The sequence below is a fragment of the Mesonia algae genome (assembly GCF_003253545.1).
Taxonomy (GTDB): Bacteria; Bacteroidota; Bacteroidia; order Flavobacteriales; family Flavobacteriaceae; genus Mesonia; species Mesonia algae.
Genome location: NZ_QKYV01000006.1, coordinates 155,941 through 181,720 on the forward strand (window position 1 = coordinate 155,941; position 25,780 = coordinate 181,720).

General features: G+C 33.3%; 22 protein-coding genes and 1 tRNA gene. 10 read left to right on the top strand and 13 right to left on the bottom strand.

Translation table 11 applies throughout. The features are described from left to right. Positions 1–33: 33 nt before the first annotated feature. Positions 34–996 carry a fasciclin domain-containing protein gene (locus LX95_RS11355; protein WP_111541578.1) on the top strand — a complete coding sequence of 321 codons (963 nt, stop codon included), beginning with the start codon at positions 34–36 and terminating at the stop codon, positions 994–996. Between the two features lie 265 nt (positions 997–1,261). Here the strand turns inward: LX95_RS11355 and yidC are convergent, their stop codons facing one another. The 3 genes from yidC to LX95_RS11370 all read right to left on the bottom strand — a co-directional run bounded on the left by yidC (position 1,262) and on the right by LX95_RS11370 (position 5,215). After that, a complete protein-coding gene (gene yidC, locus LX95_RS11360) occupies positions 1,262–3,100 on the bottom strand; it encodes a membrane protein insertase YidC (protein WP_111541579.1) in 1,839 nt (612 codons plus the stop codon). Positions 3,101–3,248: 148 nt separating this feature from the next. Beyond that, positions 3,249–4,868, bottom strand: coding sequence for a CTP synthase (locus tag LX95_RS11365; protein WP_111541580.1), 1,620 nt, complete (start codon positions 4,866–4,868; stop codon positions 3,249–3,251). A gap of 107 nt (positions 4,869–4,975) precedes the next feature. Then, complete coding sequence (locus LX95_RS11370; RefSeq protein ID WP_111541581.1) at positions 4,976–5,215, bottom strand: DUF3820 family protein; 240 nt, start codon at positions 5,213–5,215, stop codon at positions 4,976–4,978. Positions 5,216–5,290: 75 nt separating this feature from the next. Here LX95_RS11370 and LX95_RS11375 point away from each other — a divergent pair, with 75 nt between their 5' ends. Together LX95_RS11375 and sucC are read left to right on the top strand one after the other, a co-directional pair. Beyond that, on the top strand, positions 5,291–6,955 hold the full coding sequence (locus LX95_RS11375; RefSeq protein ID WP_245924767.1) for a phytoene desaturase family protein: 1,665 nt from the start codon (positions 5,291–5,293) through the stop codon (positions 6,953–6,955). Between the two features lie 99 nt (positions 6,956–7,054). Continuing rightward, the gene (gene sucC / locus LX95_RS11380; RefSeq protein ID WP_111541583.1) at positions 7,055–8,248 is read left to right on the top strand and encodes an ADP-forming succinate--CoA ligase subunit beta; all 1,194 of its coding nucleotides are present in this window, start codon (positions 7,055–7,057) and stop codon (positions 8,246–8,248) included. A gap of 63 nt (positions 8,249–8,311) precedes the next feature. On the opposite strand, the gene LX95_RS11385 is transcribed toward sucC, so the two are convergent. The 6 genes from LX95_RS11385 to nhaC all read right to left on the bottom strand — a co-directional run bounded on the left by LX95_RS11385 (position 8,312) and on the right by nhaC (position 13,096). Then, positions 8,312–9,004: a phosphoadenylyl-sulfate reductase gene (locus tag LX95_RS11385; RefSeq protein WP_111541681.1), complete on the bottom strand. Its 693-nt coding sequence runs from the start codon at positions 9,002–9,004 to the stop codon at positions 8,312–8,314. 13 nt (positions 9,005–9,017) lie between these two features. After that, positions 9,018–9,287: a DUF1456 family protein gene (locus tag LX95_RS11390; RefSeq protein ID WP_111541584.1), complete on the bottom strand. Its 270-nt coding sequence runs from the start codon at positions 9,285–9,287 to the stop codon at positions 9,018–9,020. A gap of 31 nt (positions 9,288–9,318) precedes the next feature. Then, positions 9,319–10,620: a DUF2254 domain-containing protein gene (locus LX95_RS11395; RefSeq protein WP_111541585.1), complete on the bottom strand. Its 1,302-nt coding sequence runs from the start codon at positions 10,618–10,620 to the stop codon at positions 9,319–9,321. Between the two features lie 150 nt (positions 10,621–10,770). Then, positions 10,771–10,846 (bottom strand) — tRNA-His (locus LX95_RS11400). A 58-nt stretch (positions 10,847–10,904) separates the two neighbouring features. Further along, positions 10,905–11,621, bottom strand: coding sequence for a bacillithiol biosynthesis deacetylase BshB1 (gene bshB1 / locus LX95_RS11405; protein WP_111541586.1), 717 nt, complete (start codon positions 11,619–11,621; stop codon positions 10,905–10,907). After that, positions 11,618–13,096: a Na+/H+ antiporter NhaC gene (gene nhaC / locus LX95_RS11410; RefSeq protein WP_111541587.1), complete on the bottom strand. Its 1,479-nt coding sequence runs from the start codon at positions 13,094–13,096 to the stop codon at positions 11,618–11,620. The genes bshB1 and nhaC overlap by 4 nt, the downstream gene beginning before the upstream one ends. A gap of 191 nt (positions 13,097–13,287) precedes the next feature. On the opposite strand from nhaC, the gene LX95_RS11415 reads away from it, so the two are divergent. Continuing rightward, on the top strand, positions 13,288–14,601 hold the full coding sequence (locus LX95_RS11415; protein WP_111541588.1) for an autotransporter outer membrane beta-barrel domain-containing protein: 1,314 nt from the start codon (positions 13,288–13,290) through the stop codon (positions 14,599–14,601). Between the two features lie 69 nt (positions 14,602–14,670). On the opposite strand, the gene LX95_RS11420 is transcribed toward LX95_RS11415, so the two are convergent. After that, the gene (locus LX95_RS11420) at positions 14,671–15,870 is read right to left on the bottom strand and encodes an aminotransferase class I/II-fold pyridoxal phosphate-dependent enzyme (RefSeq protein WP_111541589.1); all 1,200 of its coding nucleotides are present in this window, start codon (positions 15,868–15,870) and stop codon (positions 14,671–14,673) included. Between the two features lie 165 nt (positions 15,871–16,035). Here LX95_RS11420 and LX95_RS11425 point away from each other — a divergent pair, with 165 nt between their 5' ends. After that, entirely contained in the window at positions 16,036–16,494 is a 459-nt protein-coding gene (locus LX95_RS11425; protein ID WP_211307658.1) for an Lrp/AsnC family transcriptional regulator, read from the top strand. A gap of 100 nt (positions 16,495–16,594) precedes the next feature. Continuing rightward, positions 16,595–18,001, top strand: a complete 1,407-nt coding sequence (gene lpdA / locus LX95_RS11430) for a dihydrolipoyl dehydrogenase (RefSeq protein ID WP_111541591.1) — start codon at positions 16,595–16,597, stop codon at positions 17,999–18,001. Between the two features lie 87 nt (positions 18,002–18,088). Here the strand turns inward: lpdA and LX95_RS11435 are convergent, their stop codons facing one another. Together LX95_RS11435 and LX95_RS11440 are read right to left on the bottom strand one after the other, a co-directional pair. Further along, the gene (locus LX95_RS11435; RefSeq protein ID WP_111541592.1) at positions 18,089–19,027 is read right to left on the bottom strand and encodes a YeiH family protein; all 939 of its coding nucleotides are present in this window, start codon (positions 19,025–19,027) and stop codon (positions 18,089–18,091) included. Between the two features lie 69 nt (positions 19,028–19,096). Next, positions 19,097–19,987, bottom strand: coding sequence for a LysR family transcriptional regulator (locus tag LX95_RS11440; RefSeq protein WP_111541593.1), 891 nt, complete (start codon positions 19,985–19,987; stop codon positions 19,097–19,099). Between the two features lie 98 nt (positions 19,988–20,085). Between LX95_RS11440 and LX95_RS11445 the strand changes: the two genes are divergently transcribed. The 4 genes from LX95_RS11445 (at position 20,086) to LX95_RS11460 (ending at position 25,314) form a co-directional block, all read left to right on the top strand. Further along, the gene (locus tag LX95_RS11445) at positions 20,086–20,628 is read left to right on the top strand and encodes an NADPH-dependent FMN reductase (protein ID WP_111541594.1); all 543 of its coding nucleotides are present in this window, start codon (positions 20,086–20,088) and stop codon (positions 20,626–20,628) included. Next, positions 20,629–21,915, top strand: coding sequence for an anthranilate synthase component I family protein (locus tag LX95_RS11450; RefSeq protein WP_111541595.1), 1,287 nt, complete (start codon positions 20,629–20,631; stop codon positions 21,913–21,915). Positions 21,916–21,979: 64 nt separating this feature from the next. Beyond that, a complete protein-coding gene (gene tilS / locus LX95_RS11455) occupies positions 21,980–23,284 on the top strand; it encodes a tRNA lysidine(34) synthetase TilS (protein ID WP_111541596.1) in 1,305 nt (434 codons plus the stop codon). Beyond that, positions 23,281–25,314: a protein-disulfide reductase DsbD family protein gene (locus LX95_RS11460; RefSeq protein WP_111541597.1), complete on the top strand. Its 2,034-nt coding sequence runs from the start codon at positions 23,281–23,283 to the stop codon at positions 25,312–25,314. The genes tilS and LX95_RS11460 overlap by 4 nt, the downstream gene beginning before the upstream one ends. 70 nt (positions 25,315–25,384) lie before the next feature. Here the strand turns inward: LX95_RS11460 and LX95_RS11465 are convergent, their stop codons facing one another. Beyond that, complete coding sequence (locus LX95_RS11465; RefSeq protein ID WP_111541598.1) at positions 25,385–25,777, bottom strand: hypothetical protein; 393 nt, start codon at positions 25,775–25,777, stop codon at positions 25,385–25,387. Between the last annotated feature and the right edge of the window lie 3 nt (positions 25,778–25,780).

The following is a 25,780-nucleotide window of genomic DNA, read 5'->3' on the forward strand; positions in this document are numbered from 1 at the left end:
TTTAGTTTTACGTGAAATAAAAAAACAAAAATCATGAAAAAACAAAATTTATTCTCAGTTCTATTATTAGTATGCTCCTTAAGTTTTATTGGGTGTAGTGATGATGATGATTCAACAACAGTAGTAAACGATGATAAAAGCATTGCAGATATTGTTATTGAAAATGAAAACTATTCAAGCTTAGAAGCAGCTTTAATTAAAACAGATTTGGTAACTACTCTTTCTGGGGACACCGAGTTTACTGTTTTCGCTCCAAGTAACGATGCTTTTGCTGCATTTTTAAGTGACAATGGTTTCGCTAATTTAGATGAAGTACCTACTGATGTTTTGAGACAGGTCTTATTAAACCATGTTTTGGCAGGTGAAATAGAATCAGATGAAATTAATACAGGCTACGTAAATAGTCTAGCTGTAGAAGAAAGCACTCAAAGTAACTTAAGTATGTATTTAGATACTAGTAATGGAGTGATGATTAATGGAAATGTAGCTGTTGTTAATGCAGATATAGATGCAGATAATGGCGTTATTCACGCTGTAAACAGTGTTATTGCTTTACCTACAGTTGTTACTTTTGCTACGGCAGATCCTAATTTTTCGAGTTTAGTTAGCGCTTTAACTAGAGAAGAAAGTTTTTCTTATGTAAATACATTAAGTACACCTGCTGGGACAACTCCAGCACCATTTACTGTTTTTGCTCCAACTAATGATGCTTTTGCAAGTTTAATTACAGAATTGGAAGTAGGCGGACTTTCAGATATAGACACTGAAGTATTAGCTGCGACCTTAAATATGCACGTGATTGCTGAGGCAAACATAAGATCAGAAGACTTATCATCGGGAACTGTAACTACTTTAGGAGGAGACGTTTCAATAAATGCTTCTAACGCTACTATTACAGATGCTAATGGAAGAGAGAGTTCTATAATCGTTACGAATGTGCAAGCTGCCAATGGAGTTATTCACGCTATAGACAAGGTTATTCTACCACAATTATAATAAACCAAAATTTAGTAAAAAAAATCCGCAATGAAAATTGCGGATTTTTTTTTACTAAAATTAATATTTTAAAATTAAAGATATTTTACTAATATCGACGTTATTTTAATAATGAAATATAAATGTCATTAGTCAAAAATAAACTAGAATAGTTTGCTTATTCCAAGAGTGGTTGAGTGTATATATATTCTTAGAATAAGCCCAAACAAAAAAAGCTCTTGAAATTTTCAAGAGCTTTTTTGTATCAATAACTTAGGTGATGTGATTATTTTTTAGCCTTTTTTTGCTGCTCGGCTTGTTCCATCATTTCCTGCATTTTTCTAGAAAACTTATTTTGCTTCTTAGGTTTCTTTTTATTCTCTTGAATCTTAGCATGTATCTTATCTTCATCAATAATGAAGTTTTTAATGACCAACATAATTCCTATTGTAATTAAGTTAGAAGTTAAATAATACAATGATAATCCACTTGCGTAGTTATTGAAGAAAATCAACATAAATAACGGAGATAAGTACATGATAAATTTCATGTTTGGCATCCCAGGTTGTGTCTGTTGCATATTTTGCCCTGTAGTCATCATCATATAAATGAAAATAGCGATAGAAGCAAGAATAGGGAATAAACTTACGTGGTCTCCATAAAACGGAATAGTAAAAGGTAATTCTGCAACTACATCATAACTCGATAAATCATCTGCCCATAAGAAGCTTTTTTGTCTAATATCAAAAGCACTAGGAAAGAAATTGAATAAGGCATAAAAGACAGGAATTTGCATTAAAGCAGGTAAACATCCACTCATAGGGCTAGCTCCAGCTTTGCTATACAGCTTCATAGTTTCTTGCTGCTTCTTCATTGCATTGTCCTTATACTTTTCATTCAACTCATTAATTTCAGGTCTTAAAACCTTCATTTTTGCTTGAGAAACGTACTGCTTGTATTGTACAGGAGAAAGCAGTAATTTAACTGAAATAGTTAAGAAAATAATAGCAATCCCAGCTGGTAAAAATCCGCTAAGAAGATTAAAAAATGGAATGATTAAAAACTGATTAATCCATCCAAAAATTCCCCATCCTAAAGGAACTACTTCATCTAAATTACGCTTGTATTCATTTAATATTTTATAATCGGTTGGACCATAATAGAAGTCCATGGTTTCATTAAATTCACCACCTTTTAATTGTAAAGGAACAGAAGCTGAAAACTCTTTAGTGAAAACAGTATCTACTTCTTCATCTTGAACTAAATTTTTAGAAACAAATTTAGCTCTTTCAAAAGGAGCATCAGTTAATAAAATAGAGTTAAAGAAATGCTGTTTAAAGGCTATCCAAGAGATTTCTTCATCTTCAGCGTCATCGTTATCTCCTTGCCCTGTGTAATCATCTTTATCACCTTCATATTCCCAAAGAATTTCTGTGTACCTATTCTCGTAAGAAATACTTTTGGCGTGTCGATAAGCTTTTAATTTCCAGTCAAGCTGAATATTATCTTTGTTAATGACATTTGACAATCCGTTAGAACGAATGGCAAAGTCAAACATATAATTTTCTGGCTTTAACTCATAATAGTATTCTAAATACTCATTTTGAGAAACTTTTAATTTCATCGATAAAGAAGAACCGTCTTTAGAAAGGCTAGGCTCAAAATACATATCTTGAGTAGCTATAGAACGGTTATCTTGGGTGGTGAAATTTAAATTGAAGGATGCATTACCATCCTTAACAATATAGATAGGTAGAGAATCGTAGGTTTTAAAGTTTTTAAGTTTAGCTTCAACAATTTGCCCTCCTTTATTACTTATTTTTAATTCTAATACATCGTTCTCTAAAGTAGTTATGTTTTCTTTAGCAGAAGGAAGGGTAGAAGAATAACCAAATGCACCAAGTTTTTCTTGTGCTTTAGCAATGCTTAATGAATCTGTAGTAGGTGAGTTTGTGGTAAGCTCATTTTTAGGAGTAGTTTGTTCAACACTTTCCTGTTTTTCTGGTGTGCCTACTTCTTCTACTTGTGTAGATTCGTCTTGGTTGTAATAAAGCATCCATAGTAAGACTGCTCCAATTAAGAAAAATCCGATAAGGGAATTAAGGTCAAATTTTTTATTATCCATAAGAATGTTTCAATGATCAAGTTTTCAAACAACTTGAGTATCTTTAAATAAGCGTGCAAAACTCTTAATTTTGATTTAAAACACGCATTAAATTGTAAAAAATTATTTCAAAAAAAGAACCACTTATTTTATATAAGACAAGATGGCATTATTTTCTTTTTTCTGAAAAAATTTTGGCAGCTTTCACAAAATCAATAAATAGAGGGTGTGGAGTAGCTACCGTACTTTTATATTCTGGATGATATTGTACCCCAATAAACCAAGGGTGGTCTTTGAGTTCTACCACTTCTACCAATCCTGTTTGAGGGTTAATACCAGAGCTTACTAATCCAGCAGCTTCTAATTGTTCTTTATATTCGTTGTTATATTCGTAACGATGACGATGTCTTTCGCTTATTTTAGCTTTGCCATATACTTTCTCAATAAGAGTACCTGCTTTAAGCTCGCAATCCCAAGCTCCTAAGCGCATGGTTCCTCCCATTTGAGTAATGTTTTTTTGACTTTCCATAATATCGATGACAGGATTTTTTGTGGTGTCATCCATTTCTGTACTGTTAGCGTCTTTAAGATTTAAGACATTTCGGGAATATTCTATGACCGCCATTTGCATTCCTAAACATATTCCGAAAAAAGGAAGGTTGTTTTCTCTAGCATAACGTACGGCTTCAATTTTACCTTCAATTCCTCTCTCTCCAAAACCTGGGGCAACTAAAATTCCGTCAAGGCTGCTAATGATAGAGTTTTTATGGTCTACATCTAAAAATTCTGAGTGTATACTTTTAATATTTACTTTTACCTCATTTTCCGCTCCAGCGTGAATAAAAGATTCTAGAATAGACTTGTAAGAATCTTGTAACTCCACATATTTACCTATAAGGCCAATTGTAATTTCTGCAGTAGGGTTTTTATGACGTTGTATAAACTGGTTCCACTGTGTTAAATCTGGCTGAGTGTCGTCTGCAAGGTCTAATTTTTTTAGCGTAATGGTATCTAAGCCTTCTTCTAACATTAGATTAGGGACGTCGTAAATGGTTGAAGCATCGATAGATTGAATTACAGCTTCTTGTTTTACATTACAAAATTGCGCTAATTTTCGTCTAAGATCATCACTTAATTCATGTTCTGTTCTACAAACTAAAATATCCGCATTAATACCACTTTCCATTAAAGTCTTTACACTATGCTGAGTAGGTTTGGTCTTTAATTCTTTTGCAGCCGATAAATACGGAATTAAAGTAAGGTGTATTACCAAAGAATTGTGTTCTCCTAAATCCCATTTTAATTGACGAACAGCTTCTATGTAAGGAAGTGACTCTATATCACCAACGGTACCACCAATTTCTGTAAGTACGATATCGTAATCGCCACTTTTACCTAAAATCTGAATTCTTTCCTTGATTTCATTGGTAATATGAGGAACAACTTGTACAGTTTTACCCAAAAACTCACCACGGCGTTCTTTTTCGATCACACTTTGGTAAATGCGTCCTGTAGTAACGTTATTGGCTTGAGAAGTATTTACATTTAGAAAACGTTCATAATGACCTAAATCTAAGTCAGTTTCTGCTCCATCTTCAGTTACAAAACATTCCCCATGCTCGTATGGGTTTAAAGTACCCGGATCTACGTTAATATAAGGGTCTAATTTTTGAATCGTGGTTCTATAACCACGTGCTTGTAAAAGTTTTGCGAGTGAAGCTGCGATAATTCCTTTCCCTAGAGACGAAGAAACACCACCAGTTACAAAAATGTACTTAGTTTGTGCCATTTTTTGGGTTGTTTAAATATTGTCTATACGGAGCGCAAAAGTACAAATTTAATCTCGTTTATAGGAGAGAAAAATAGAATTTGATAAACATTTTGTCATCGCTATGATTACAAAGGTTTTGGGTATTTCTTACGTATATCTTTTAACAAGACTTCTAGACCGTTTATTTTTAATTCGTGTACTGCTTTAAGTTGCTTGCCAAGACTATTTTCTGGAAATCCTTTTTGAGAAAACCAGGTGTAATAAGGTTCAGGGATATCTGATAGGTACCAATTCTTATACTTGCCAAAATACATTTTGGCATAAGCGAGTTTAATGAGGTCTTTAGGTTCTAGTCCAGGAATCATAAGGGCAAATGTAGGAAAACATAATTTACTTTTTTCTAAAAAAAATATCAGTGTATCTTTCCCAAAAATTATAAGGTGTACGATGTTATTGTAATAGGTTCTGGAGCAGGAGGTTTAACCAGTGCGATTTGTTTGGCAGAGCGAGGAAAGAAAGTCTTGGTTTTAGAAAAACACGATGTTCCTGGAGGTTGGTGCCATAGTTTTTATGTGAATGGGCAGCGACACAGTCCCGGGTTACATTATATAGGTTTACTCGGAGAAGGAGAATCTACTAGCGATTTATATAAAGATTTAGGTATTGCTAATGACCTCACCTTCTTTAAAATGCATCCCAATGCCTATGAACGTTGTCATTTAGGAGACTATAAATTCGATTTTCCTGACAGCTATGAGAAACTAAAAATAAAATTAATAGCTCGATTTCCTGAGGAGGAAAAAGGAATCGTAAAAGTTATAGACCTTATTGATAAAGTGAATCATCAAATTATGATGATTCCTAAACTTAAAGGTTTTTGGAATCATGTACTTATTCCTTTTCGGACTAAAGAAATGGGTAAATACGGTTTGTTTAGCTTAGAAAAAGTTCTTAAAAAGTTTATAAAAAATTCTGTATTACGTAATATACTTTCTGTGCAATGTGGTGATCACGCACTGTCTCCTAGCAAAATACCCTTTCCTTTTCATTGTGCACTAATGGGGCATTATAAAAATGGAGCATATTATCCTATGGGAGGAGGAGGAGCCTTAGTAAAAGCAAAAACTAATCGACTTAAAGCTTTAGGAGCGGAAATAAGAACTAGAAGCGGAGTAAAGAAAATTCTGCTTCAGCAAAATAAAGCGATAGGTGTAGAATTAGAAAACGGTGAACAACTTTTTGCAGAAAATATCATTAGCAATGCCGATCCACATACTACATTCCAAAGGCTTATAGGAGAAGAAAATTTAAGCAAAAAACTTCAAAAAAAATTAGCTAAAACTACTTATTCGCTCACTTCACTTATCCTATTCTTAACTGTAGATATGGATATGACAAAACACGGAATGCATAGCGGAAATATTTGGCGTTTTACTGAAGTAGATATAGATAACGCTTTACGCGGAATAATAAACACCCCTTTATTAGAATTAAGAGAATTACCTGGGATGTTTATTAGCTGCACTACTTTAAAAGATCCTACTAGTTTTGATGGGAAAAATCACAATTTTGAAGTAGTCACCTTAATAGACTATGAACAATTTAAACCTTATGAGCATTTAGGAAAAAATCGAAATGAGGATTACCAAAACTTCAAAAAACAGTTATGTGATTTATTTATGGTTTCTTTAGAAAAAGAATTTCCAGGTATGGAGAATCACATTGTTCATATTGATTTAGGAACCCCATTAACCAATGAATATTATATCAATTCTACACGAGGGAATATTTACGGTACAGAAAAAACCTTAAAGCAAATAGGTCCGTTTGCATTTAAACCTCAATCTCCTTTTGAAAATCTTTATTTAACTGGGGCAAGTATATTATCTCATGGAGTTGCAGGAGCAGCACACTCTGGAGTAGCTACGGCTGCTAAAATTATAGGAGAACGTCCAGAAGAATTACTTCAGGTAAAAGCTGATCAAAAACTCAGAATTTTAGAAGCAGAAGATAATTCTCAATGGCCACAAGATGTAAAAAGAAAAATAGCGCAAAAACAGAAAAAATTTCGTGAAACCGAAGTGAAAAACAAGCATTTAAATTAATTGAATAGATTTAATTGTTCTTTACTTAAAAATATTGTTACAAAGTATTACTTTTGTTACTTTTACGAATCAAAATTGAACTTCTAGAAAAACCTGATTATGAATTTACACGAATATCAAGGAAAAGAAATATTAAATAGTTTTGGAGTAAGAATACAACGAGGAATCGTTGCAAATACACCAGAAGAAGCAGTTGAAGCTGCAAAGAAATTAACTGAAGAAACAGGAACTGGATGGCACGTGATTAAAGCACAAGTACATGCTGGTGGACGTGGAAAAGGTGGTGGAGTAAAGCTTGCCAAAAACCTACAGGAAGTAGAAACTATTGCAGGAGAAATTCTTGGAATGCATTTGGTAACTCCTCAAACCTCTGCAGAAGGAAAATTAGTAAATCAAATTTTGATTACAGAAGATGTTTATTATCCTGGAGATAGTGAACCAGATGAGTATTACATGTCTGTACTTTTAAATAGAGCTAATGGTAGAAATATGATTATGTATTCTACTGAAGGTGGAATGGATATCGAAACTGTTGCAGAAGAAACTCCGCACTTGATCTTTACGGAAGAAATTGATCCTGCTACAGGAATTTTACCTTTCCAAGCTAGAAAAATTGCTTTTAACTTAGGTTTATCTGGAGCTGCGTTTAAAGAAATGACAAAATTTGTTACCGCTCTTTATACAGCTTACGATAAGTCAGATTCATCATTATTTGAAATTAACCCAGTGTTAAAAACAAGTGATGATAAGATTATGGCAGTAGATGCTAAAGTATCTTTAGATGATAACGCATTATACCGTCACAAAGATTATGCGGCTATGCGTGATGAGCGTGAGGAAAATGCAACAGAAGTAGAAGCTAGAAATGCAGGTTTAAGCTATGTTGACCTTGACGGAAACGTAGGGTGTATGGTTAACGGAGCAGGTTTAGCGATGGCAACTATGGATTTAATTAAATTTGCAGGTGGTGAGCCAGCAAACTTCTTAGATGTAGGGGGTACAGCCGATGCAAAACGTGTAGAAGAAGCTTTTCGTCTAATCTTAAAAGATGATAAAGTAGAAGCTATCTTAATTAATATATTTGGAGGAATTGTTCGTTGTGACCGTGTAGCACAGGGAGTTGTAGATGCCTATAAAAATATGGGTGATGCGATTAATGTGCCAATTATTGTACGTTTACAAGGAACAAATGCAGATATCGCTAAAGAACTAATTGATAATAGTGGTCTTAATGTAGAGAGCGCTGTTCAGTTTCAAGAAGCAGCAGATAAAGTTCAAAAAGTCTTAGCTTAAACACTAAGATTAATTCATAAAAAAAAGCCCGCTAGCATAGCGGGTTTTTTTATCTGTTAAAAACTACAAATGCAAACCGCATTCTGTTTTTGGATTATTGTTCCAGCGTCCGCTACGATCTTCGCCAGGTACCGTACAATGGCTACAGCCAATAGAATGATATCCTTTTTCAACCAATGGATGAAAGGGTAGTTGGTGTTTTTTTATATAAGAATCTCTTCTTTCTTTAGATACATCTAATAGAGGATAAAACTTTAAGATTTCTCCTCTTTGCTCAAAAATATTTAAAGTAGAACGGTGATCTGATTGCCATTCCATTAAACCTGATACCCAAACAGAATAATTTTCTTTGATAATTTCTAAAGGTCTTACTTTATTGATAGAACAACAAAAGTCTGGATTTTTTTTCCAAGTTTCATCTTTTGTAGTAAATGCATGTTCTTCTTTTAAAGCGCTAATAGACTTTACATTCAAGTTGTATTTCCTTGAAAGCTCTTCTTTATAGTCAAGTGTTTCGGGAAAATGATATCCTGTATCTATAAAAAACACCTCTTGTTGTTTGTTGATATCAGCAAAAAGTTTTAGCAAAAATGCAGAAGTAGCAGCAAAAGAACTTGTAAGCATTACCTCATTCACATCAAAGTCATGGTAAAGCTCATTTATTCTTTGATCAACAGATAAAGGCTGATATTTTTTATTTAGAATATTAATTTCTTCTTCAGTTAGAATTCGCTTGGGGTAGGCAATTTCATCTATCATATGATAACATTTATGCAGTAGGATTTTTGTCTTTAGGATTATTATCTTTTTTAGGAGGCATAGGTCCTCTTAAATGAATAATAAGTCCGTTAAGGAAGTTTCTCAAAAATTGATCTCCGCATTCTACATACTTAGGATGATCCTCTTTTCTGAAAATAGCACTTAACTCACTTTTAGTTACTTTAAAATCTACTAAAGCAAAAATTTTAATTATATCGTCGTCTCTCAACTTGTGAGCCACTCTTAATTTCTTAAAAGTATCATTATTGGTTAAAGGCATAATAATTTTTTAGGATGCAAATTTACTGTTTTTAATTGGTTTTGGGTTGTGGTAGTGATTTATATAAGGATTCAATTCTATTGATATCGGTTTGATTTTCTATAGTTCGTTTGGTATCTTGAAAGAGTAATTCAGCTTCAGCTAAAATAGCAGAATGATATTCTTTAAGGTGTGGTTCCTGTAAGAGAAGATATTTAAACATAATAAAAAGCTTTTGGATGCAAGTAAGGTCATTTTTACAATAGGTTCTATAAGAAGACATCACTTGGTAAAGAACTTCTTTAAAGTTAGCTGTTGTAATAGCTATTAACGGTTCCTTTTCTTCTGAAGAGATTACCGTTTTATCATTTTTTTGAAGTCTTAGTGCAAATAATTCAGTTAAATAATCTATACTGTTGATGGCGGTACCAGGATCGTTTATACCTGGAGACATAGCTTTTACTCCAATTTCGGTAATTTGTTTAAAAGCTAAAGCATAGTTATCTTCTATAAACTCTCCTCTTGCGAAGTTGAAGTTAGATAATATTCTTTTTACTAATTCTGAATCTATTTCTTGACTTACTTTGATAATAGGAACTTTCTTAAGAACAAAAATTCCTTGTATAGGTAATATTTTTATTTTTATTTGGTGTTCTTTGCAAATGGCAATAAGGTTAGATACAGCAATTTTTTGAAAATATCCTGTTTCTGTACTGTAATAACTTTTCCAGTTTGAAGTGTCGGGAAATTCAGGCGGAGTTTCTTCTTCTTTTTCTAACAAATGCTCCAGTCTATTTTTTGCTTTTTTATAGATGTTATCCAGAATATTATTGACTTGTATTGCCTGTGATATAGAATGTATAAAATAAAGAAAAGCTCCAAAACATATAACAGTAAAAATAATACCTAACAAAACAGAAAATCCAGGTAATTGATATTTGCTGTCTTCTTGTGGGTTTATACCAACTAAAGTAAATGTGTTGTATAAGATGGTAGCTAGGTAAATTCCCAGTACATATTGATGATTTCTGTTGGATATAAGTCCGGGTAATACGCGCGGCGAAAAGTTGCTGGAAGCTTGGTTTAACAACACCATTACCATGGAGAAACTAAAAACCATAATAGAAATAATCCCGCCAGTTAAAAAGCTTAATAAAGTTTTTGCTGTATCTGGGTTATTGATTACTAATTCGGGTACATGTTCTATAATAAAAGCTGAAATTCCCTTATCCTCTAAATAAAGCATCAACATTGCGAAATTGAACCCAATAATACTGAAAAGAGTAGGGTAAAAAGCGATTTTTCCGCGAATCGTATTTATAAAACTTAGTAACTTATTGTAAAGTGATTTCATATTGGAGTTAATCCTAGGGTAAATTTCAAACAATTATATAGATATAGAGTTGTTATTAACAATCTTTTAGTTGAAAAATATACTATAAAGCTAAAGCAGGAAGTTTTTAAATAAAAAAAGCCTTGCTGAAAAAGCAAGGCTTTGAAAAAAGGGTGGAAGACCGGGTTCGAACCGGCGACTTCTGGTACCACAAACCAGCGCTCTAACCAGCTGAGCTACAACCACCATTTGTTTGAGCTGGCAAATTTAATACTTTATACCAATATGACAAAATAAAAATTGAATTAAATTAAATCAAAAATAGAAGATACTGCAGGACAGCGTTCTACGGTAAAACCTTCTGCATGTTCTGTATTTATGAGTCTACCTAAATTTCTAGCTCTATAAGTTACACTATCTAAGAAATTGTCACTAGAGATAGGAGTAGAGGGTTCGTCGCTATTTTCATCGAAAAACTGTGATTTATAAGCCTTTACGGAAGCAACTTTTGTGTCTATATATCCTGTAATGTCTACGATAACATCGGGTTCAATGTCTATCCATTGAATGTAATGTAAAATTAATCTAGGACGCCACGGTTTTTGATGATTACCTTGGTAAGTGGTTTCTATTTTTCTAAGACCGCTTAAAAAACAAGAATCGCTCACCAATTGACTTCCCTTGCCGTGATCAATGTGTCTATCTTTAATAGCATTACATAAAATAACATCGGGACGATACTTTCTAATAATTTTTATAATTTCTAGTTGATGATCTATGTTATTGATAAAGAAACCATCGCTAAACTCTAGGTTTTCTCGCATAGAAACCCCCAAAATTTCAGCAGCATCTTTAGCTTCTTGATCTCTAATTTCAGCAGTTCCTCTTGTGCCGAGTTCGCCACGAGTTAAATCTAAAATACCAACTTTCTTGCCTTGAGCTATCTCCTTAGCGATAGTTCCGCTACAGCTTAATTCAACATCATCGGGGTGAGCTCCTATGGCTAAAATATCTAATTTCATGCAGTGGTTTTTTGTGTAAGTTGTTTAATTTTTATATTAAATGCGGCGAAAAGTAAAGTCATAAACGGACTTAAGTAATTGAATATAGCATATACAAAATAACTTGCTACAGGAACTCCTAACACTCCGCTATGATAAGCTCCGCAGGTATTCCACGGTATCAACACAGAGGTAACGGTTCCCGAGTCTTCTAAGGTTCTACTTAAATTTTCAGGTGCTAAACCTTTATCTTTATATGCTTTAGCAAACATTTTTCCGGGAACTACAATAGCTAAATATTGATCTGAGGCAGTAGCATTCAACGCAAGACAGCTAATTACGGTACTACTAAATAACCCAAAAGTAGTATGAAACATTTGAAGTAGAGCCTGACTTATTCTTGATAAAGCTCCTATTGCATCCATAATTCCACCAAAGGTCATAGCGCAAATAATTAACCAAATTGTTCCTAGCATACCTCGCATACCACCAGACGAGAATAAATCGTTTAAAGCTTCATTAGAAGTTTCAATTTGAGTATCTACAGTAATGGCATTCATAATTCCTTTATAGGCACTTTCTACTGTTAATTGAGTGCTTCCAGCAATTTCTGCCACAATATTTGGTTGAAAAATGAGACTGGCCACTGCCGCTAATAATGTTCCTAGTAATAATGCAATTAAAGGAGGTGTTTTTCTTATGATAAGAAAAATCACTAACGCAGGAACGATAAATAACCAAGGAGAAATATTGAAGGCAGCATCAATAGAATTTAAAATTGAATCAGTATCGGCAACACCTTCGGTTTCTAGGTTTAAACCAATAATTATAAAAATAATAAGAGTGACAACTATAGAAGGAACGGTGGTGTATAACATATATCTTATATGTGTAAACAAATCTGTCCCAGCCATAGCAGGAGCGAGATTGGTTGTGTCACTAAGGGGAGAAAGCTTATCTCCAAAATAAGCTCCAGATAAAATTGCTCCTGCGGTCATACCTAAAGGAATTCCCAAGGCTTCTGCAATCCCTATCAATGCAATCCCTACAGTTGCTGAAGTAGTCCAACTACTTCCGGTGGCAACCGAAATAACTGAACAGATTACTACGCAAGCTGCTAGAAAAATAGTAGGGTTTAAAATCTGTAACCCATAATAAATCATAGTAGGAATAATTCCGCTCACAAGCCACGTTCCTGCGAGAGCTCCCACCATTAATAAAATTAAAATAGCTCCAGAGGTAGATTTAATATTTTGAGAGACTTCCTCTACCATAGTATCGTAAGAGGTATTGGTGAAATGACCAACAATAGCAGCTACAGCTGCCCCCATGAGCAGTATAAATTGATTTGATCCGCTAAGGGCATCATCTCCAAAGACAAATACATTATAGGCAAGCATACCTACTAGTGCGATAACCGGAAGTAATGCTGCACCAATGCTTATGTTATTTTTTATAATGTTTTGATTGTTAGGGTCGGAAGTTTGACTATCCATAAAATGTCAATAAAATGTTAGGTTTATGACGAGTAATGTAATCAATTTTCACTTTGTGAACCAAGAAATATAATTAGATTTTTTTAACATTTTATAATTTTAGTCAAAATTTAAAGAGTATAATGGGATACTTCAAAAAAAATAATTAATATTGTATCACCCCCCGATAATATAAAATTATATTTAAAATTATGAAAATCAACTACCTAAGTTTTTTTGTAGGTGCACTTCTTATTGCAAATTCTGCGTTTTCTCAAGTGGGAATTAACACCAATGACCCTAAAGCGCAACTCGATGTTGAAGCAGCTGATGCGGTTTCACCACAACCTTCTGATGGACTACTTGTTCCTAGAGTGCAAACTTTACCAGCGGCAGGTGCAGACCAACACAGTATGATAATTTATTTAAATAATACAATAGGAACCTTTACTCCGGGGTTTTATTATTGGGATGAAAATGTATCCAGTTGGACTTCTTTTGGGGGTGGGGGAACTGCTCCTACTGGTGATTATTGGTCTTTAGAAGGGAATACAGGGACAAATAGTGCAACTGATTTTATTGGAACTACAGATAATGAAGACTTGGTGATTAGAACTAATAATAATCCAACATTGAGTATTACAACTTCTGGACAATTGATTACAGATAATGATTTAGACATAGTAGCATTAGGTTGGAATGCAGGTAATGGGAATTCAGGTGCAAGAAATATACATATAGGTAGACGTGCAGGTATTAATAACTCAGGAAATAATAATGTATTTGTAGGAAGAAACGCTGGTTTAGATATTTCTGGGAGTGATAATATTATTATGGGTAGAAATGCGGGTAATGGTAGAAATGGAAATAATAATATTCTTTTAGGGAGAAATGCTGGTAATAATTTTGCCTTTGCAAATGGCTCGAATAATATGGTTTTAGGAAATTATGCAGGAAGTACAGGTTTTCCATTTTCTCAAATGTTATTTATAGAAAATGGCGAAGACGCTAATAGTGATGGGTTTAATAAACCTTTAATATCAGGAAGTTATTTTTCAAATAGAGTAGGGATAAATATAAGTGTTGCTCCAAATGGCTTTGGAGTGAGTCCTTTAACGCATACCCTTACCGTAGGCGGAGATATATTTGCTTCAGGTGATTTTATAACTCCAACAAATACATATCCAGATTACGTTTTTCAAAAATATTTTGAAGGAGAATCTTCTATTTTACCAGAATATGAATTTAAATCTTTAGAGGAAGTAGAGCAATTCATTAAAACTCATGGTCATTTACCAGGAGTGAAATCTTACAAAGAAGTAGAGGAAAATAATTTTAATATAGAATTAAGTGCAACATCAATAAAGAACTTGGAGAAAATTGAAGAACTGTTTTTGTATTCAATTGAGTTAAATAGTAAGGTGAAATCTCAAGCTAAAGAATTGCAAGAGAAAGATTCTCAAATTGATGATTTAGAACAAAGAATTGAGCGTCTTGAAAAATTAATATTAGAGAAGAATAAATAGAATTTCTTAGATTTTTCTATAAAAAAAAGCCTCTTAGAAATAAGAGGCTTTTTTAATGTGGTTACTTTATTATAATACCTCAACTTCTTCCATGCAGCTTTTCATTATTTGGAAGGTGCGATCAATATGATTATCGAGGCCAATAGAAAAACGTATTAGTCCGTCGCTGAGTCCCATTTCTTCTTGTTCGTTTTCAGGTATTTCTGAAGAAGTAGAGGTTCCTGGAGCGCTAAATAAGGTTTTGTAGAACCCTAAACTTACCGCGAGATAACCTAAATTTCTTTCCTGCATAAGTTCCATTAGTGTATTAGCTTTATCTAAAGATCCCACATCGATTGTCAGCATTCCTCCAAAACCATACTCTTCATTCATCATTTTTTTAAATAGTTGATGACCTTTATGAGTAGAAAGTCCTGGGTAAACAGTTCTCAAACCTAACCCCTCAAACTTTTTAGCTAAATACATCGCGTTTTCACTATGCTTGTGCATTCTTAGGTGAAGCGTTCTTAGGTTTTTTAATATGGAAGCAGATCTAAAACTGTCCATCGTTGATCCTAAAAGCATGCAAGCTCCATCGTTTACATTTCTTAGTTCATCTATAAATTCCGCGGAAGCGCAAACAACCCCACCAACAGTGTCACTACTACCATTAATAAATTTAGTAAGAGAGTGTATAACTACATCTGCGCCTAATTGAGAAGGAGTGATTGAAAGCGGAGAAAAAGTATTGTCGACTACCAATTTTAAGCCGTATTTTTTAGCTAAATCCGCTAACGCTGGTAGATTTGCTATTTCTAATAAAGGATTGCTCACAGTTTCACAATAAAGAATCTTGGTTTTAGAAGTTATTGCAGTCTCTACAGCTTCGAGCTTTGTTATATCTACAAATGAAGTTTCAATATTCATTTTAGGAAGAAAATTTTTCATAAAAGCATAGGTTCCTCCGTAAATAGTTCGACTAGAGACAATATGATCTTCACTATTACATAATTGCATTAAGACCGGTGTGATCGCTCCCATTCCACTAGCTGTTACGGTAGCAGATTCTGTAGCCTCCATAGCTGCAAGGGCTTCTCCTAGATATAAATTACTCGGACTAGAGTGTCGAGAGTATAAATAACAACCTTCGGCATTTCCTTCAAAAGTATCGAACATAGTTTTGGCAGAAAGAAAAGTATAGGTAGAAGAATCGGATATGGACGGGTTTACACCTCCAAATTCCCCGAAATATTGTAAATCTTGAATTTTATCAGCAGGCTTATATTTCATCGTATTAGAGTTTAGTTAATTATCATACTAAATTCTACTTTAATTAAATAATTATCAAGCATTATATGATAACTTAGAATATAATTCTATTAATTAAAAATTTTATAGAATTATTATTTATCTTAGTGAAGAGATGAATTAAGATAACCGAATTTTATTCAGATGATAACACTAGACACCATAGACAAGAAGCTGATAGGTTACCTACAGCAAGATGCCAAAAAGACGACAAAAGAATTATCATTTTTATTAGGATTATCTAATACAGCTGTTTATGAACGCATTAAAAAGCTAGAACGCCAGCAAGTAATCACCAATTACGTAGCTTTAATCGATAAGGAAAAAGTGGAGAAGAATTTTATGGTGTTATGTCACGTAAAGCTTAATCAACATCTTAAAAAGAATATACTTCAATTTGAAAAAGAAATTTTAAAACTAGAAGAAGTACTAGAGTGTTATCATGTAAGCGGAGATTATGATTATATCATCAAGGTATTTGTGAAAAATATGGATGCTTATCGAAAATTTTTAGTGGAAAAACTAACGGTAATATCAGGAATTGGTAGTACGCAAAGTACATTTGTGATTAATGAAGTGAAAAACACAACACACATTGTACTTTAAAATTCTGAGTAATTTAACAATCCTTTTCCACATCTACCTTGTTCATTGAATTAGATATCGTATTTTTGTGAACGTTTTTCAACTCAACAAAAACTAAATTATGAGCACTTACGATGTAGCAGTGATAGGTTCGGGCCCTGGAGGTTACGTAGCCGCCATACGCTGTGCACAATTAGGATTAAAAACTGCAATTATAGAAAAATATGCCACGATGGGTGGTACCTGCCTTAACGTAGGCTGTATCCCGTCTAAAGCATTATTAGATTCTTCACACCATTACGAAGACGCCCTAAAACATTTTGAAGATCACGGGATCGAAATTCCAGGAGAGGTAAAACTTAACCTAGAGAAGATGATGAGCCGTAAGGCATCTGTGGTAGAGCAAACTACAAAAGGGATAGAGTTTTTAATGGATAAAAATAAAATCGATACTTTTCAAGGTATGGGTTCTTTTAAGGATAAAACTCATATCAATATCGCTTCCGCGGAAGGGGAAGATCAAACGATAGAGGCAAAGCATACTATTATTGCTACAGGAAGTAAACCAGCTTCTTTACCTTTTATTGATATTGATAAAGAAAGAGTTATTACTTCTACCGAAGCTTTAAAATTAAAAGAAGTACCTAAACACATGCTTGTTATTGGTGGTGGGGTTATAGGTTTAGAGTTAGGTCAAGTATATAAAAGATTAGGGGCAGATGTAACGGTAATCGAATATATGGATCGTATCATCCCAACTATGGATGCTGCCCAAAGTAAGGAACTTACTAAAGTGATGAAAAAGCAAAAAGTAAAGTTTGCAGTTTCTCATAAAGTAACTTCTGTAGAAAATACTGGTGATGAGGTTGTAGTAAAAGCTACTGATAAAAAAGGGAAAGAGGTAGAGTTTAAAGGAGATTACTGCCTAGTTTCTGTAGGAAGAAAACCTTTTACCAATGGTTTAGCAGCAGATAATGCAGGAGTAAAATTAAATGACCGCGGACAAGTAGAGGTGAATGAACATTTACAAACTAATGTAGAGAATATCTATGCTATTGGAGATGTGATAAAAGGTGCGATGTTAGCACATAAAGCCGAAGAAGAAGGTGTTTTTGTTGCTGAAACTATTGCAGGACAAAAACCACATATAGATTATAACCTTATTCCAGGAGTAGTTTATACTTGGCCAGAAGTAGCTTCTGTAGGGAAAACTGAAGAGCAATTAAAAGAAGATAAGATAGAATATACATCAGGTCAATTTCCTATGCGTGCTTTAGGACGTTCTAGAGCAAGTGGAGATACAGACGGATTTGTAAAAATCCTAACCAATAAAGAAACCGATGAGGTTTTAGGAGTTCATATGGTAGGAGCCCGTGTAGCAGATTTAATAGCTGAAGCGGTAACTGCAATGGAGTTTAGAGCTAGCGCTGAAGATATTTCTCGTATGAGCCACGCACACCCAACTTATGCCGAAGCGGTAAAAGAAGCAGCATTAGCAGCTACAGGTAATCGTGCTTTACATGTATAGTACATATAAATAGGGAGTTATAATTACCTTTCTATTCTAAAAAAAAATCCGAATCATATTGATTCGGATTTTTTTATTTTTAGAAGATTAAATAAAATACATAATGTATACTAAGGATACTATAGAGATAATTACCCAAAGAGAAACCCCTAAAATTATAGGTTTGGCTCCGCTTTCTTTTATGGAGGTAAATGTTAGTCCGGCACCAACAAGGAATAGGGTTAAAATTAATAACTGCTTAGAAATTTGAGGAATACTAAAACTCATCCAATCAGGTAAATTGAGATAAGAATTTGCAATTACCGCTATTACGAACAATAAAATAAACCAAGGAATCTTAATGGAGTTAGCTTTTCCTTTAAAAAGAAACATAGAGAATATAGATAAAGGAATAATCCATAAGGCTCTACTTAATTTAACAGTCACAGCTATATCTAAAGCTTCTTCCCCGTAAGCTAACGCAGCACCTACAACAGAACTTGTATCATGTATTGCAATAGCGCTCCATAAACCAAAATCTTTTTGAGATAAATCTAATTGGTGACCTAAGAGCGGGAAAACAAAAATAGCTAGAGCATTTAAAAAAAAGACTACCCCTAAGGCAATAGAAATCTCTTTTTCTTTGGCTTTAATCACAGCAGATACCGCAGCGATGGCACTACCACCACAAATCGCAGTTCCTGATGCAATTAAATAAGAGATTACCCTGTCTAACTTTAAAGCTTTACCTATAAAATAACCTAAAATTAATGTGGAGCTAATGGTGATAATGGTTAATAACAAACCTTCTTTACCAACTTCTAAACTTTTATTTAAATCCATTCCGAACCCTAAACCTATAACCGAAAGTTTTAAAAGCCATTTAACGATTTGTCTACTTAAATTAGGGAAAGGGTTGTACAATAGATTGGTAAGTAAAAATCCCATTAATAATGCGATAGGAGAAGATACAAATGAAGTTAGACATAAGATAGCGGCGATTATAAATACTGCTTTTATGTAAATAGGCTTTAATTTTGTAAGCATGATTGTTTGTTTTATGCTTACAAAGGTCAAGTAAATTATAGCTTATAGATCAATCAAAAAAGTGATAGGTTATAACCTGTTGTTATGAGTGGTGTAAAAGAATTTTTTTATTTGATTGATAAATAAAGAGCGTTCCCCTTGTAGCGAAGTAAAATATAAAGGACGTTTCATATCAAAATTTTTAATATCAACGACTTGTAATTGTTGGTGCTTTAAATCTTCAAAAATTGAAAAAATTGAAACAAAAGCATAACTAGAAGTAGCATATAAATATGATTTTATACTTTCGGTGCTACCCAAAACCATATCTATATTTAAATCCTTTTTATTAATCCCAGCTTCTGCTAAACGAGTTTCTAAAATTGATCGAGTTCCAGAACCTTCCTCTCTAATAACTAATGGAAGCTTGCAAAGGTCTTTTAAGTTTATAGTAGAGGGCATTTCTTTTTTAACTCTAGTAACCAATACCAGTTCGTCATCTAAGAATTTCTCATAAGTTAATAATGGGTTGTGATTGTTACCTTCTATAAGTGCAAATGACAGTAAATGTTTTTCAATTTTGCGTTCGATTTGTGTAGAGTTATCATTCGTAAGAGAAAACTGAGTATCTGGATAATGTTTCTTTAATTCGGCTAAGGTAGGAGGGACGATATATTGAGCTATAGTTGTGCTAGCGCCAATGTCTACTTTCTTAGGTAGTTTATCTTGAAGTTTTAAAAAATGATTTTCAGTTTCATTGTATAGAATTAAGATCTTTTCGGAATAGAATACAAGGTCTCGTCCAGCTGGGGTAATTGTAATTCCGTTTTTTTGTCTTTCAAATAACTTCACTTCATATTGCTTTTCTAACTCTTTAATATGCTTAGAAACGGCAGGTTGAGAGAGGTATAAATTTTTTGAAGCCTGAGAAAAACTTAGAGTTTTTGCTACTTCCGTAAAGACACGTAATCTAAAATCCATCTAATATAATTCTAACCTATAAAATTAAGTATTTTAAAAGGAATAGATTTGCGTATTCAAGCAAAATGAAGTTATTTTAAACTTTATATATATATCTTATGCGTAAAATCTTAGTTTTTGCAGGTTCAAGTAGTTCAAAGTCTATAAATCATGCGTTGGTATCTTCAGTCGCGAATCAAATTGTGGGTCATGAAGTAGAAATAATTCGGTTAACCGATTATGAATTGCCAATGTACGGGATAGATTCAGAGATAAATGAAGGTTTCCCTCTCAATTTAACCCGAATAAAAAATAAGATCGATAAAGCAGACGCCCTAATAATTTCGGTTAACGAACATAACGGAACCATTTCTAGTTTCTTTAAAAATATACTGGATTGGCTTTCTCGAATGGAGCTAAAGTTTTTAGCAGGGAAAAAAGTATTATTAATGAGTACTTCTCCAGGTAGAAGAGGAGCTGCATCTGCATTAGCGTATACAGAATCTGTATTACCAAGGTTTGGAGCAGAAGTAGTTTCTAGTTTTAGTTTTCCCTCATTTAATGAAAATTTTGATGTAAATAGTCAAAAAACTATTGATGAAACTCTGCAATTGGGGATCATAGATACGTTATCTAATTTTATACAAGAAATAGAAGGTTAAGTGCGCACGGTTAAAACGTTTATTTTAGAAAATGTCTTAGAATTTAAACAGAGATTGCTACAGTGGAGTCAGTCTTATGAAGAGATAATTTGGTTAGATTCTAACACATACAATAATCAAATAGAGTATGAAGCAATACTGGCTGTAGAGGCTTTTACGGCTTTAAAAACCGATGCAAAACAAGCTTTTGATAAACTCGAAGAATATCAAATCACTACTCAAGATTATCTTTTTGGATACCTTAGCTACGATTTAAAAGAAGCTACAGAAAATCTTACTTCAAAAAACTTTGATGGTCTTCATTTTCCAGATCTTTACTTTTTTCAACCTAAAAAAATTATTAAGGTTAAGGATAATAGAGCTGAATTTCTTTATCTAAAAATGGTTGATGATGAAATAGAGGAAGATTATAATTCTATAAAAGCATTAATAACTCGGTCAACTATTTCAAAAGAAACTACAATATTTACACCCAGAATTTCTAAAGAGAACTACCTAGAAAAAGTAGGTAAAATGAAAGATCACATACAAAGAGGCGATATTTATGAAGCTAATTTCTGTCAGGAGTTTTATATTGAAAATCAAGAAATAGATCCCTTACAGAGTTACTTAGAACTTAATGAAATCTCAAGTCCGCCCTTTGCGGCATTCCTTCGTTTAGAAGAACATTATGCTTTATCTGCAAGCCCAGAACGTTACATTAAAAAAAAGGAGAGAAAAATCATTTCTCAGCCTATAAAAGGAACTGCGAAACGTTTAAATAACCCTGATGAAGATGAAACATTAAAAACAAATCTTCGAATAGACCCCAAGGAGATTGCCGAAAATGTTATGATTGTAGATTTGGTGAGAAACGATCTTTCAAAAACAGCTTTCCGCGGAAGCGTAAACGTAGATGAACTTTGTAAACTTTACACGTTTAAGCAAGTTCATCAACTTATTTCTACAGTAAGTTCGCAAATTAGAGAAGATGTTACACCAGTTGAGGTGCTTAAAACAACTTTTCCTATGGGAAGTATGACGGGAGCTCCCAAGGTTTCTGCCATGAAAATTATTGAAGAATTAGAAGAAACCAAGCGCGGTCTGTATAGCGGGAGTATTGGTTATTTTACTCCCGGTGGAGATTTTGATTTTAATGTTGTTATTCGTAGCATTTTATACAATGATCATCAAAAATATACCTCGTGTTCTGTAGGAAGCGCTATAACGATTCAATCGATTCCAGAAAATGAATATGAAGAATGTTTGGTAAAAGTTAAAGCTTTAAAAGAAGCGATAAGAGTTTGACTTTGGTAGGTCAAATTTTCTAAGGAAATGTTATCTTTGGGAAGCAAAAAACTCTTAGGCTTTAATGCAACACCGTTTTTCTACCCATATACAAGAAAAGTTTTCTTTTTTATTGCAGCAAAAAGTAATTTTGGCTATTAGCGGCGGGGTGGATAGTGTGGTGTTAGCTCATTTGTTAGCTCAAAATAATGTAGAAGTTGCTTTAGCTCATTGCAATTTTCGCTTACGCGGAAAAGAAAGCAAAGCTGATGAAGAATTCGTTGAAAAATTAGCTGATGAATTGAATTTTCCAGTTTACGTTCAACATTTTGATACTCAAAAATTTGCCGAAGAACACTCACTTTCCATACAAATGGCGGCACGCGATTTACGTTATGCTTGGTTTGATGAACTGTGTAATCAACTTGGCTATTCTTATATTTTAACAGCACACCACGCTAATGACAGTTGGGAAACTTTTTTAATCAATTTTACAAGAGGAACAGGGTTTTCTGGGCTTACAGGAATCCCAGAGAATAATGATCGTACATACCGACCTTTATTGCCTTTCTCTAGAGAAGAGATTGTGAGTTATGCTCAAGATAACAACATAGAGTGGCGGGAGGATAGCAGTAATCAATCTAATAAATACCTTCGCAATAAAATAAGAAATGAGATATACCCTTTGTTAAAAGAGGAAAACTCTAATTTAATGAACTCTTTTCTTAAAACACAGGAACATTTACAGCAGTCTGAAGCATTACTGGAAGATTACATCACTATACTATTTTCAAAAATTGTAACCGAAACACAATTTGGGTATCATTTAAGTATCACAGAACTTAAGAAAACTCCCAATACAAAAGCTGTGATCTATCAATTGCTTAAAGATTTTGGTTTTACCGAGTGGGAAGATGTCTATCAACTTATAGAAGCTCAATCTGGAAAACGTGTATATTCTAAAACACACCAATTAGTAAAAGATCGAGATATCCTTATTTTACAAGAAATAAGTGAATCTAGCTCAAAAACTCTAGAGATAAATTATTTAGAAGATATTGATTTTAACTTAGGGAAGTTAAAGCAAAATAAAGTGAGTCAAATGAAAGAGTTTGATAAAAATGTTGCATATTTTCCATTAGAACTTCTTAAATTCCCGCTTCAATTGAGAAAATGGAAGTCGGGAGATTATTTTTATCCTTTTGGAATGAAAGGAAAGAAAAAAATAAGCGATTACTTAATAAATGAGAAAATTCCGGTAACGGAAAAAGAAAACATCTGGGTTTTATGTAATGAGAATGATATTATTTGGATTGTCAACCATAGAACCAACGAAAAATATAGAATTAAACCAACCCAAACTATACTTAAATTTACCTTAACCACATGAGACTATTTTTAACCCTATTTATTGCTCTTATAAGTTTTGGGCAATCGTTTGCTCAATTTCCAGGATCTGGCATTCAAGAAGTAAAAAAACCCGTAAAATGGGAAGGAAGTGTTAATCAGATTTCTGATGAAGAATATGAATTGATTTTCAATGCAGAAATTGAAGAAGAATGGCATATTTATTCACAGTTTACACCAGACGGAGGACCAATTCCTATGATGTTTGAATTTGTAGATGCTGAGGAAAACTATGAAGCAGAAGGAGATGCAAAAGAAAGTGAAACCAAAAGAGCATTCAATGAAACTTTTGGAGTTGATGAAGTTTACTTTTCTAAAAATGCTACGTTTACACAAACTATCAAACTTATTAATAAGGAGTTAGATTTAATTAAAGTTCAATTATTTTATCAAGCCTGTAAGGAAGTTTGTATTAATGAAGAATATTACCTCGCTTTTGATTTAACAAATAAGAAAGCCAAAGTTTTCACCAATTTTGATGAATTTGAAGCTTATAGTTTAGACGATAATTCTAAAAAAGAAGAAGCAAGCGAAGATAAGCCTGTAGTTTCAGAAAGATTACAAAAAGAAGAAGCCAAAGTAGATCGTGGCATTTTCACTATTTTTTGGGTAGCATTTCTTTCTGGTTTTGTAGCATTATTAACACCTTGTGTATTCCCAATGATTCCTATGACGGTTGGTTTTTTTACTAAACAAAGTAAAACCAAAGCAAAAGGAGTTAGAAATGCATTGATTTACGGATTTTTTATCGTTATCATATATGTGCTTTTAGGTACGCTGGTTACTGCTATTTTTGGAGCAGATGCTTTAAATGCACTCTCAACTAACGTTACTTTTAATATTATTTTCTTTGTCTTATTGTTGGTTTTTGCCGCATCATTTCTTGGTGCTTTTGAAATTATGCTACCTAATTCTTGGGCTAATAAAGTAGACCGTCAAGCGGATAGAGGAGGGATTGTTGGAATTTTCTTTATGGCATTGGCTTTAGCCATCGTATCATTTAGTTGTACAGGGCCTATTGTAGGAACATTATTAGTAGAAGCAGCATCTAAAGGAGGATTAGCACCAATTATAGGAATGTTAGGTTTTTCATTAGCCATAGCAATTCCATTTGCATTGTTTGCGATGTTCCCAGGATGGATGAATACTTTACCAAAATCTGGAGGCTGGCTAAATACTGTAAAAGTAGTATTAGGATTTTTAGAACTTGCTTTAGCTTTTAAATTCTTGTCGCAAGCCGATTTAGTTTTAGATGCACATTGGTTAGAGCGAGAAGTATTTTTAGCCATTTGGATAGCGGTATTTGGTACACTTGCACTTTACCTTTTCGGAAAAATTACTTTACCACACGACTCTCCAATCACTCATATTTCAGTGGGGAGATTGTCTTTAGGATTAGTGATTTTGTCTTTTACCATTTATTTGATCCCAGGTCTTTGGGGAGCACCTTTAAAGTTAATTAGTGGTTTCCCACCACCAATGAATTATAGCGAATCACCTTACGGAGTTGGATTCACTAAGACGGGAGGAAATTCTACCACTTTTAATGAATCTGATTTTCCCGAGCATGCAGAATTAGGTCCACATGACATTCTTGCTTTTCTGGATTATGAAGCAGGTTTGGCTTACGCTAAAAAAGAAGGAAAGCCAGTAATGATAGATTTTACAGGAAAAGCTTGTATTAACTGTCGTAAAATGGAAGAAAGAGTGTGGAGTGAACCACAAATTTTAGGAAAATTAAAAAATGATTTGGTTATTATTTCACTTTACGTGGATATAAAAGAAAAATTACCTGAAGAAGAACAATACACAAGTGAAACTACGGGTAAAAGAATACGTACTGTGGGTAATAAGTGGAGTGATTTTCAAATTGAACGTTATGGTGTAAATGCACAACCTTACTATGTTTTAATTGACCATAATGAAGAAATGTTAAATCAACCTGCATCTTATATGCCAGATGTAGATGAATACGAAGCTTGGCTAAAAGAAGGAATAGCAAATTTTAAATAGTCATTTATACTTAATATAAAAAAGCCTCTAAATTTAATTTAGAGGCTTTTTTATAACTTTTTAGATACAATTAATTTTGCTTTTTACAAGGAATTAAAGGAACACCACTCACCGAAAAACTTAATTGGTCTACTAAAACATAAAAATCTCTAGTATTAGTATAAAGCTCTATTGGCTTGCTTATCGATTGTGCTTCTAATGTTTTTCTTTTATTGGTTAGGAAATCAGTTTCATTTTCCGTTAAGGCATAATTAAACGTAACGAGTTGATTATAGTTGTTTTTAAATTGTAATTCCCATAATTGACGCTTTCCTACATTATTCACTTTCTTTAATTTAAAAAGAATATTATCGTAACAGTTCGTCGATGTCCATTCTTGAAAAGTATCTTCAATTATAGAAGGAGAGAAAGTAAGGCTAGATAGAAATATAAAACTTAAAGCAATAGAAGGTAAGAATTTCATTTT

Bases quoted from the DNA above. Each gene is read 5' to 3' on its own strand.
- LX95_RS11355 (WP_111541578.1), top strand. From the start codon at position 34: ATGAAAAAACAAAATTTATTCTCAGTTCTATTATTAGTATGCTCCTTA.
- yidC (WP_111541579.1), bottom strand. From the start codon at position 3,100: ATGGATAATAAAAAATTTGACCTTAATTCCCTTATCGGATTTTTCTTA.
- LX95_RS11365 (WP_111541580.1), bottom strand. From the start codon at position 4,868: ATGGCACAAACTAAGTACATTTTTGTAACTGGTGGTGTTTCTTCGTCT.
- LX95_RS11370 (WP_111541581.1), bottom strand. From the start codon at position 5,215: ATGATTCCTGGACTAGAACCTAAAGACCTCATTAAACTCGCTTATGCC.
- sucC (WP_111541583.1), top strand. From the start codon at position 7,055: ATGAATTTACACGAATATCAAGGAAAAGAAATATTAAATAGTTTTGGA.
- LX95_RS11390 (WP_111541584.1), bottom strand. From the start codon at position 9,287: ATGCCTTTAACCAATAATGATACTTTTAAGAAATTAAGAGTGGCTCAC.
- LX95_RS11395 (WP_111541585.1), bottom strand. From the start codon at position 10,620: ATGAAATCACTTTACAATAAGTTACTAAGTTTTATAAATACGATTCGC.
- bshB1 (WP_111541586.1), bottom strand. From the start codon at position 11,621: ATGAAATTAGATATTTTAGCCATAGGAGCTCACCCCGATGATGTTGAA.
- nhaC (WP_111541587.1), bottom strand. From the start codon at position 13,096: ATGGATAGTCAAACTTCCGACCCTAACAATCAAAACATTATAAAAAAT.
- LX95_RS11415 (WP_111541588.1), top strand. From the start codon at position 13,288: ATGAAAATCAACTACCTAAGTTTTTTTGTAGGTGCACTTCTTATTGCA.
- LX95_RS11420 (WP_111541589.1), bottom strand. From the start codon at position 15,870: ATGAAATATAAGCCTGCTGATAAAATTCAAGATTTACAATATTTCGGG.
- lpdA (WP_111541591.1), top strand. From the start codon at position 16,595: ATGAGCACTTACGATGTAGCAGTGATAGGTTCGGGCCCTGGAGGTTAC.
- LX95_RS11435 (WP_111541592.1), bottom strand. From the start codon at position 19,027: ATGCTTACAAAATTAAAGCCTATTTACATAAAAGCAGTATTTATAATC.
- LX95_RS11440 (WP_111541593.1), bottom strand. From the start codon at position 19,987: ATGGATTTTAGATTACGTGTCTTTACGGAAGTAGCAAAAACTCTAAGT.
- LX95_RS11445 (WP_111541594.1), top strand. From the start codon at position 20,086: ATGCGTAAAATCTTAGTTTTTGCAGGTTCAAGTAGTTCAAAGTCTATA.
- tilS (WP_111541596.1), top strand. From the start codon at position 21,980: ATGCAACACCGTTTTTCTACCCATATACAAGAAAAGTTTTCTTTTTTA.
- LX95_RS11460 (WP_111541597.1), top strand. From the start codon at position 23,281: ATGAGACTATTTTTAACCCTATTTATTGCTCTTATAAGTTTTGGGCAA.
- LX95_RS11465 (WP_111541598.1), bottom strand. From the start codon at position 25,777: ATGAAATTCTTACCTTCTATTGCTTTAAGTTTTATATTTCTATCTAGC.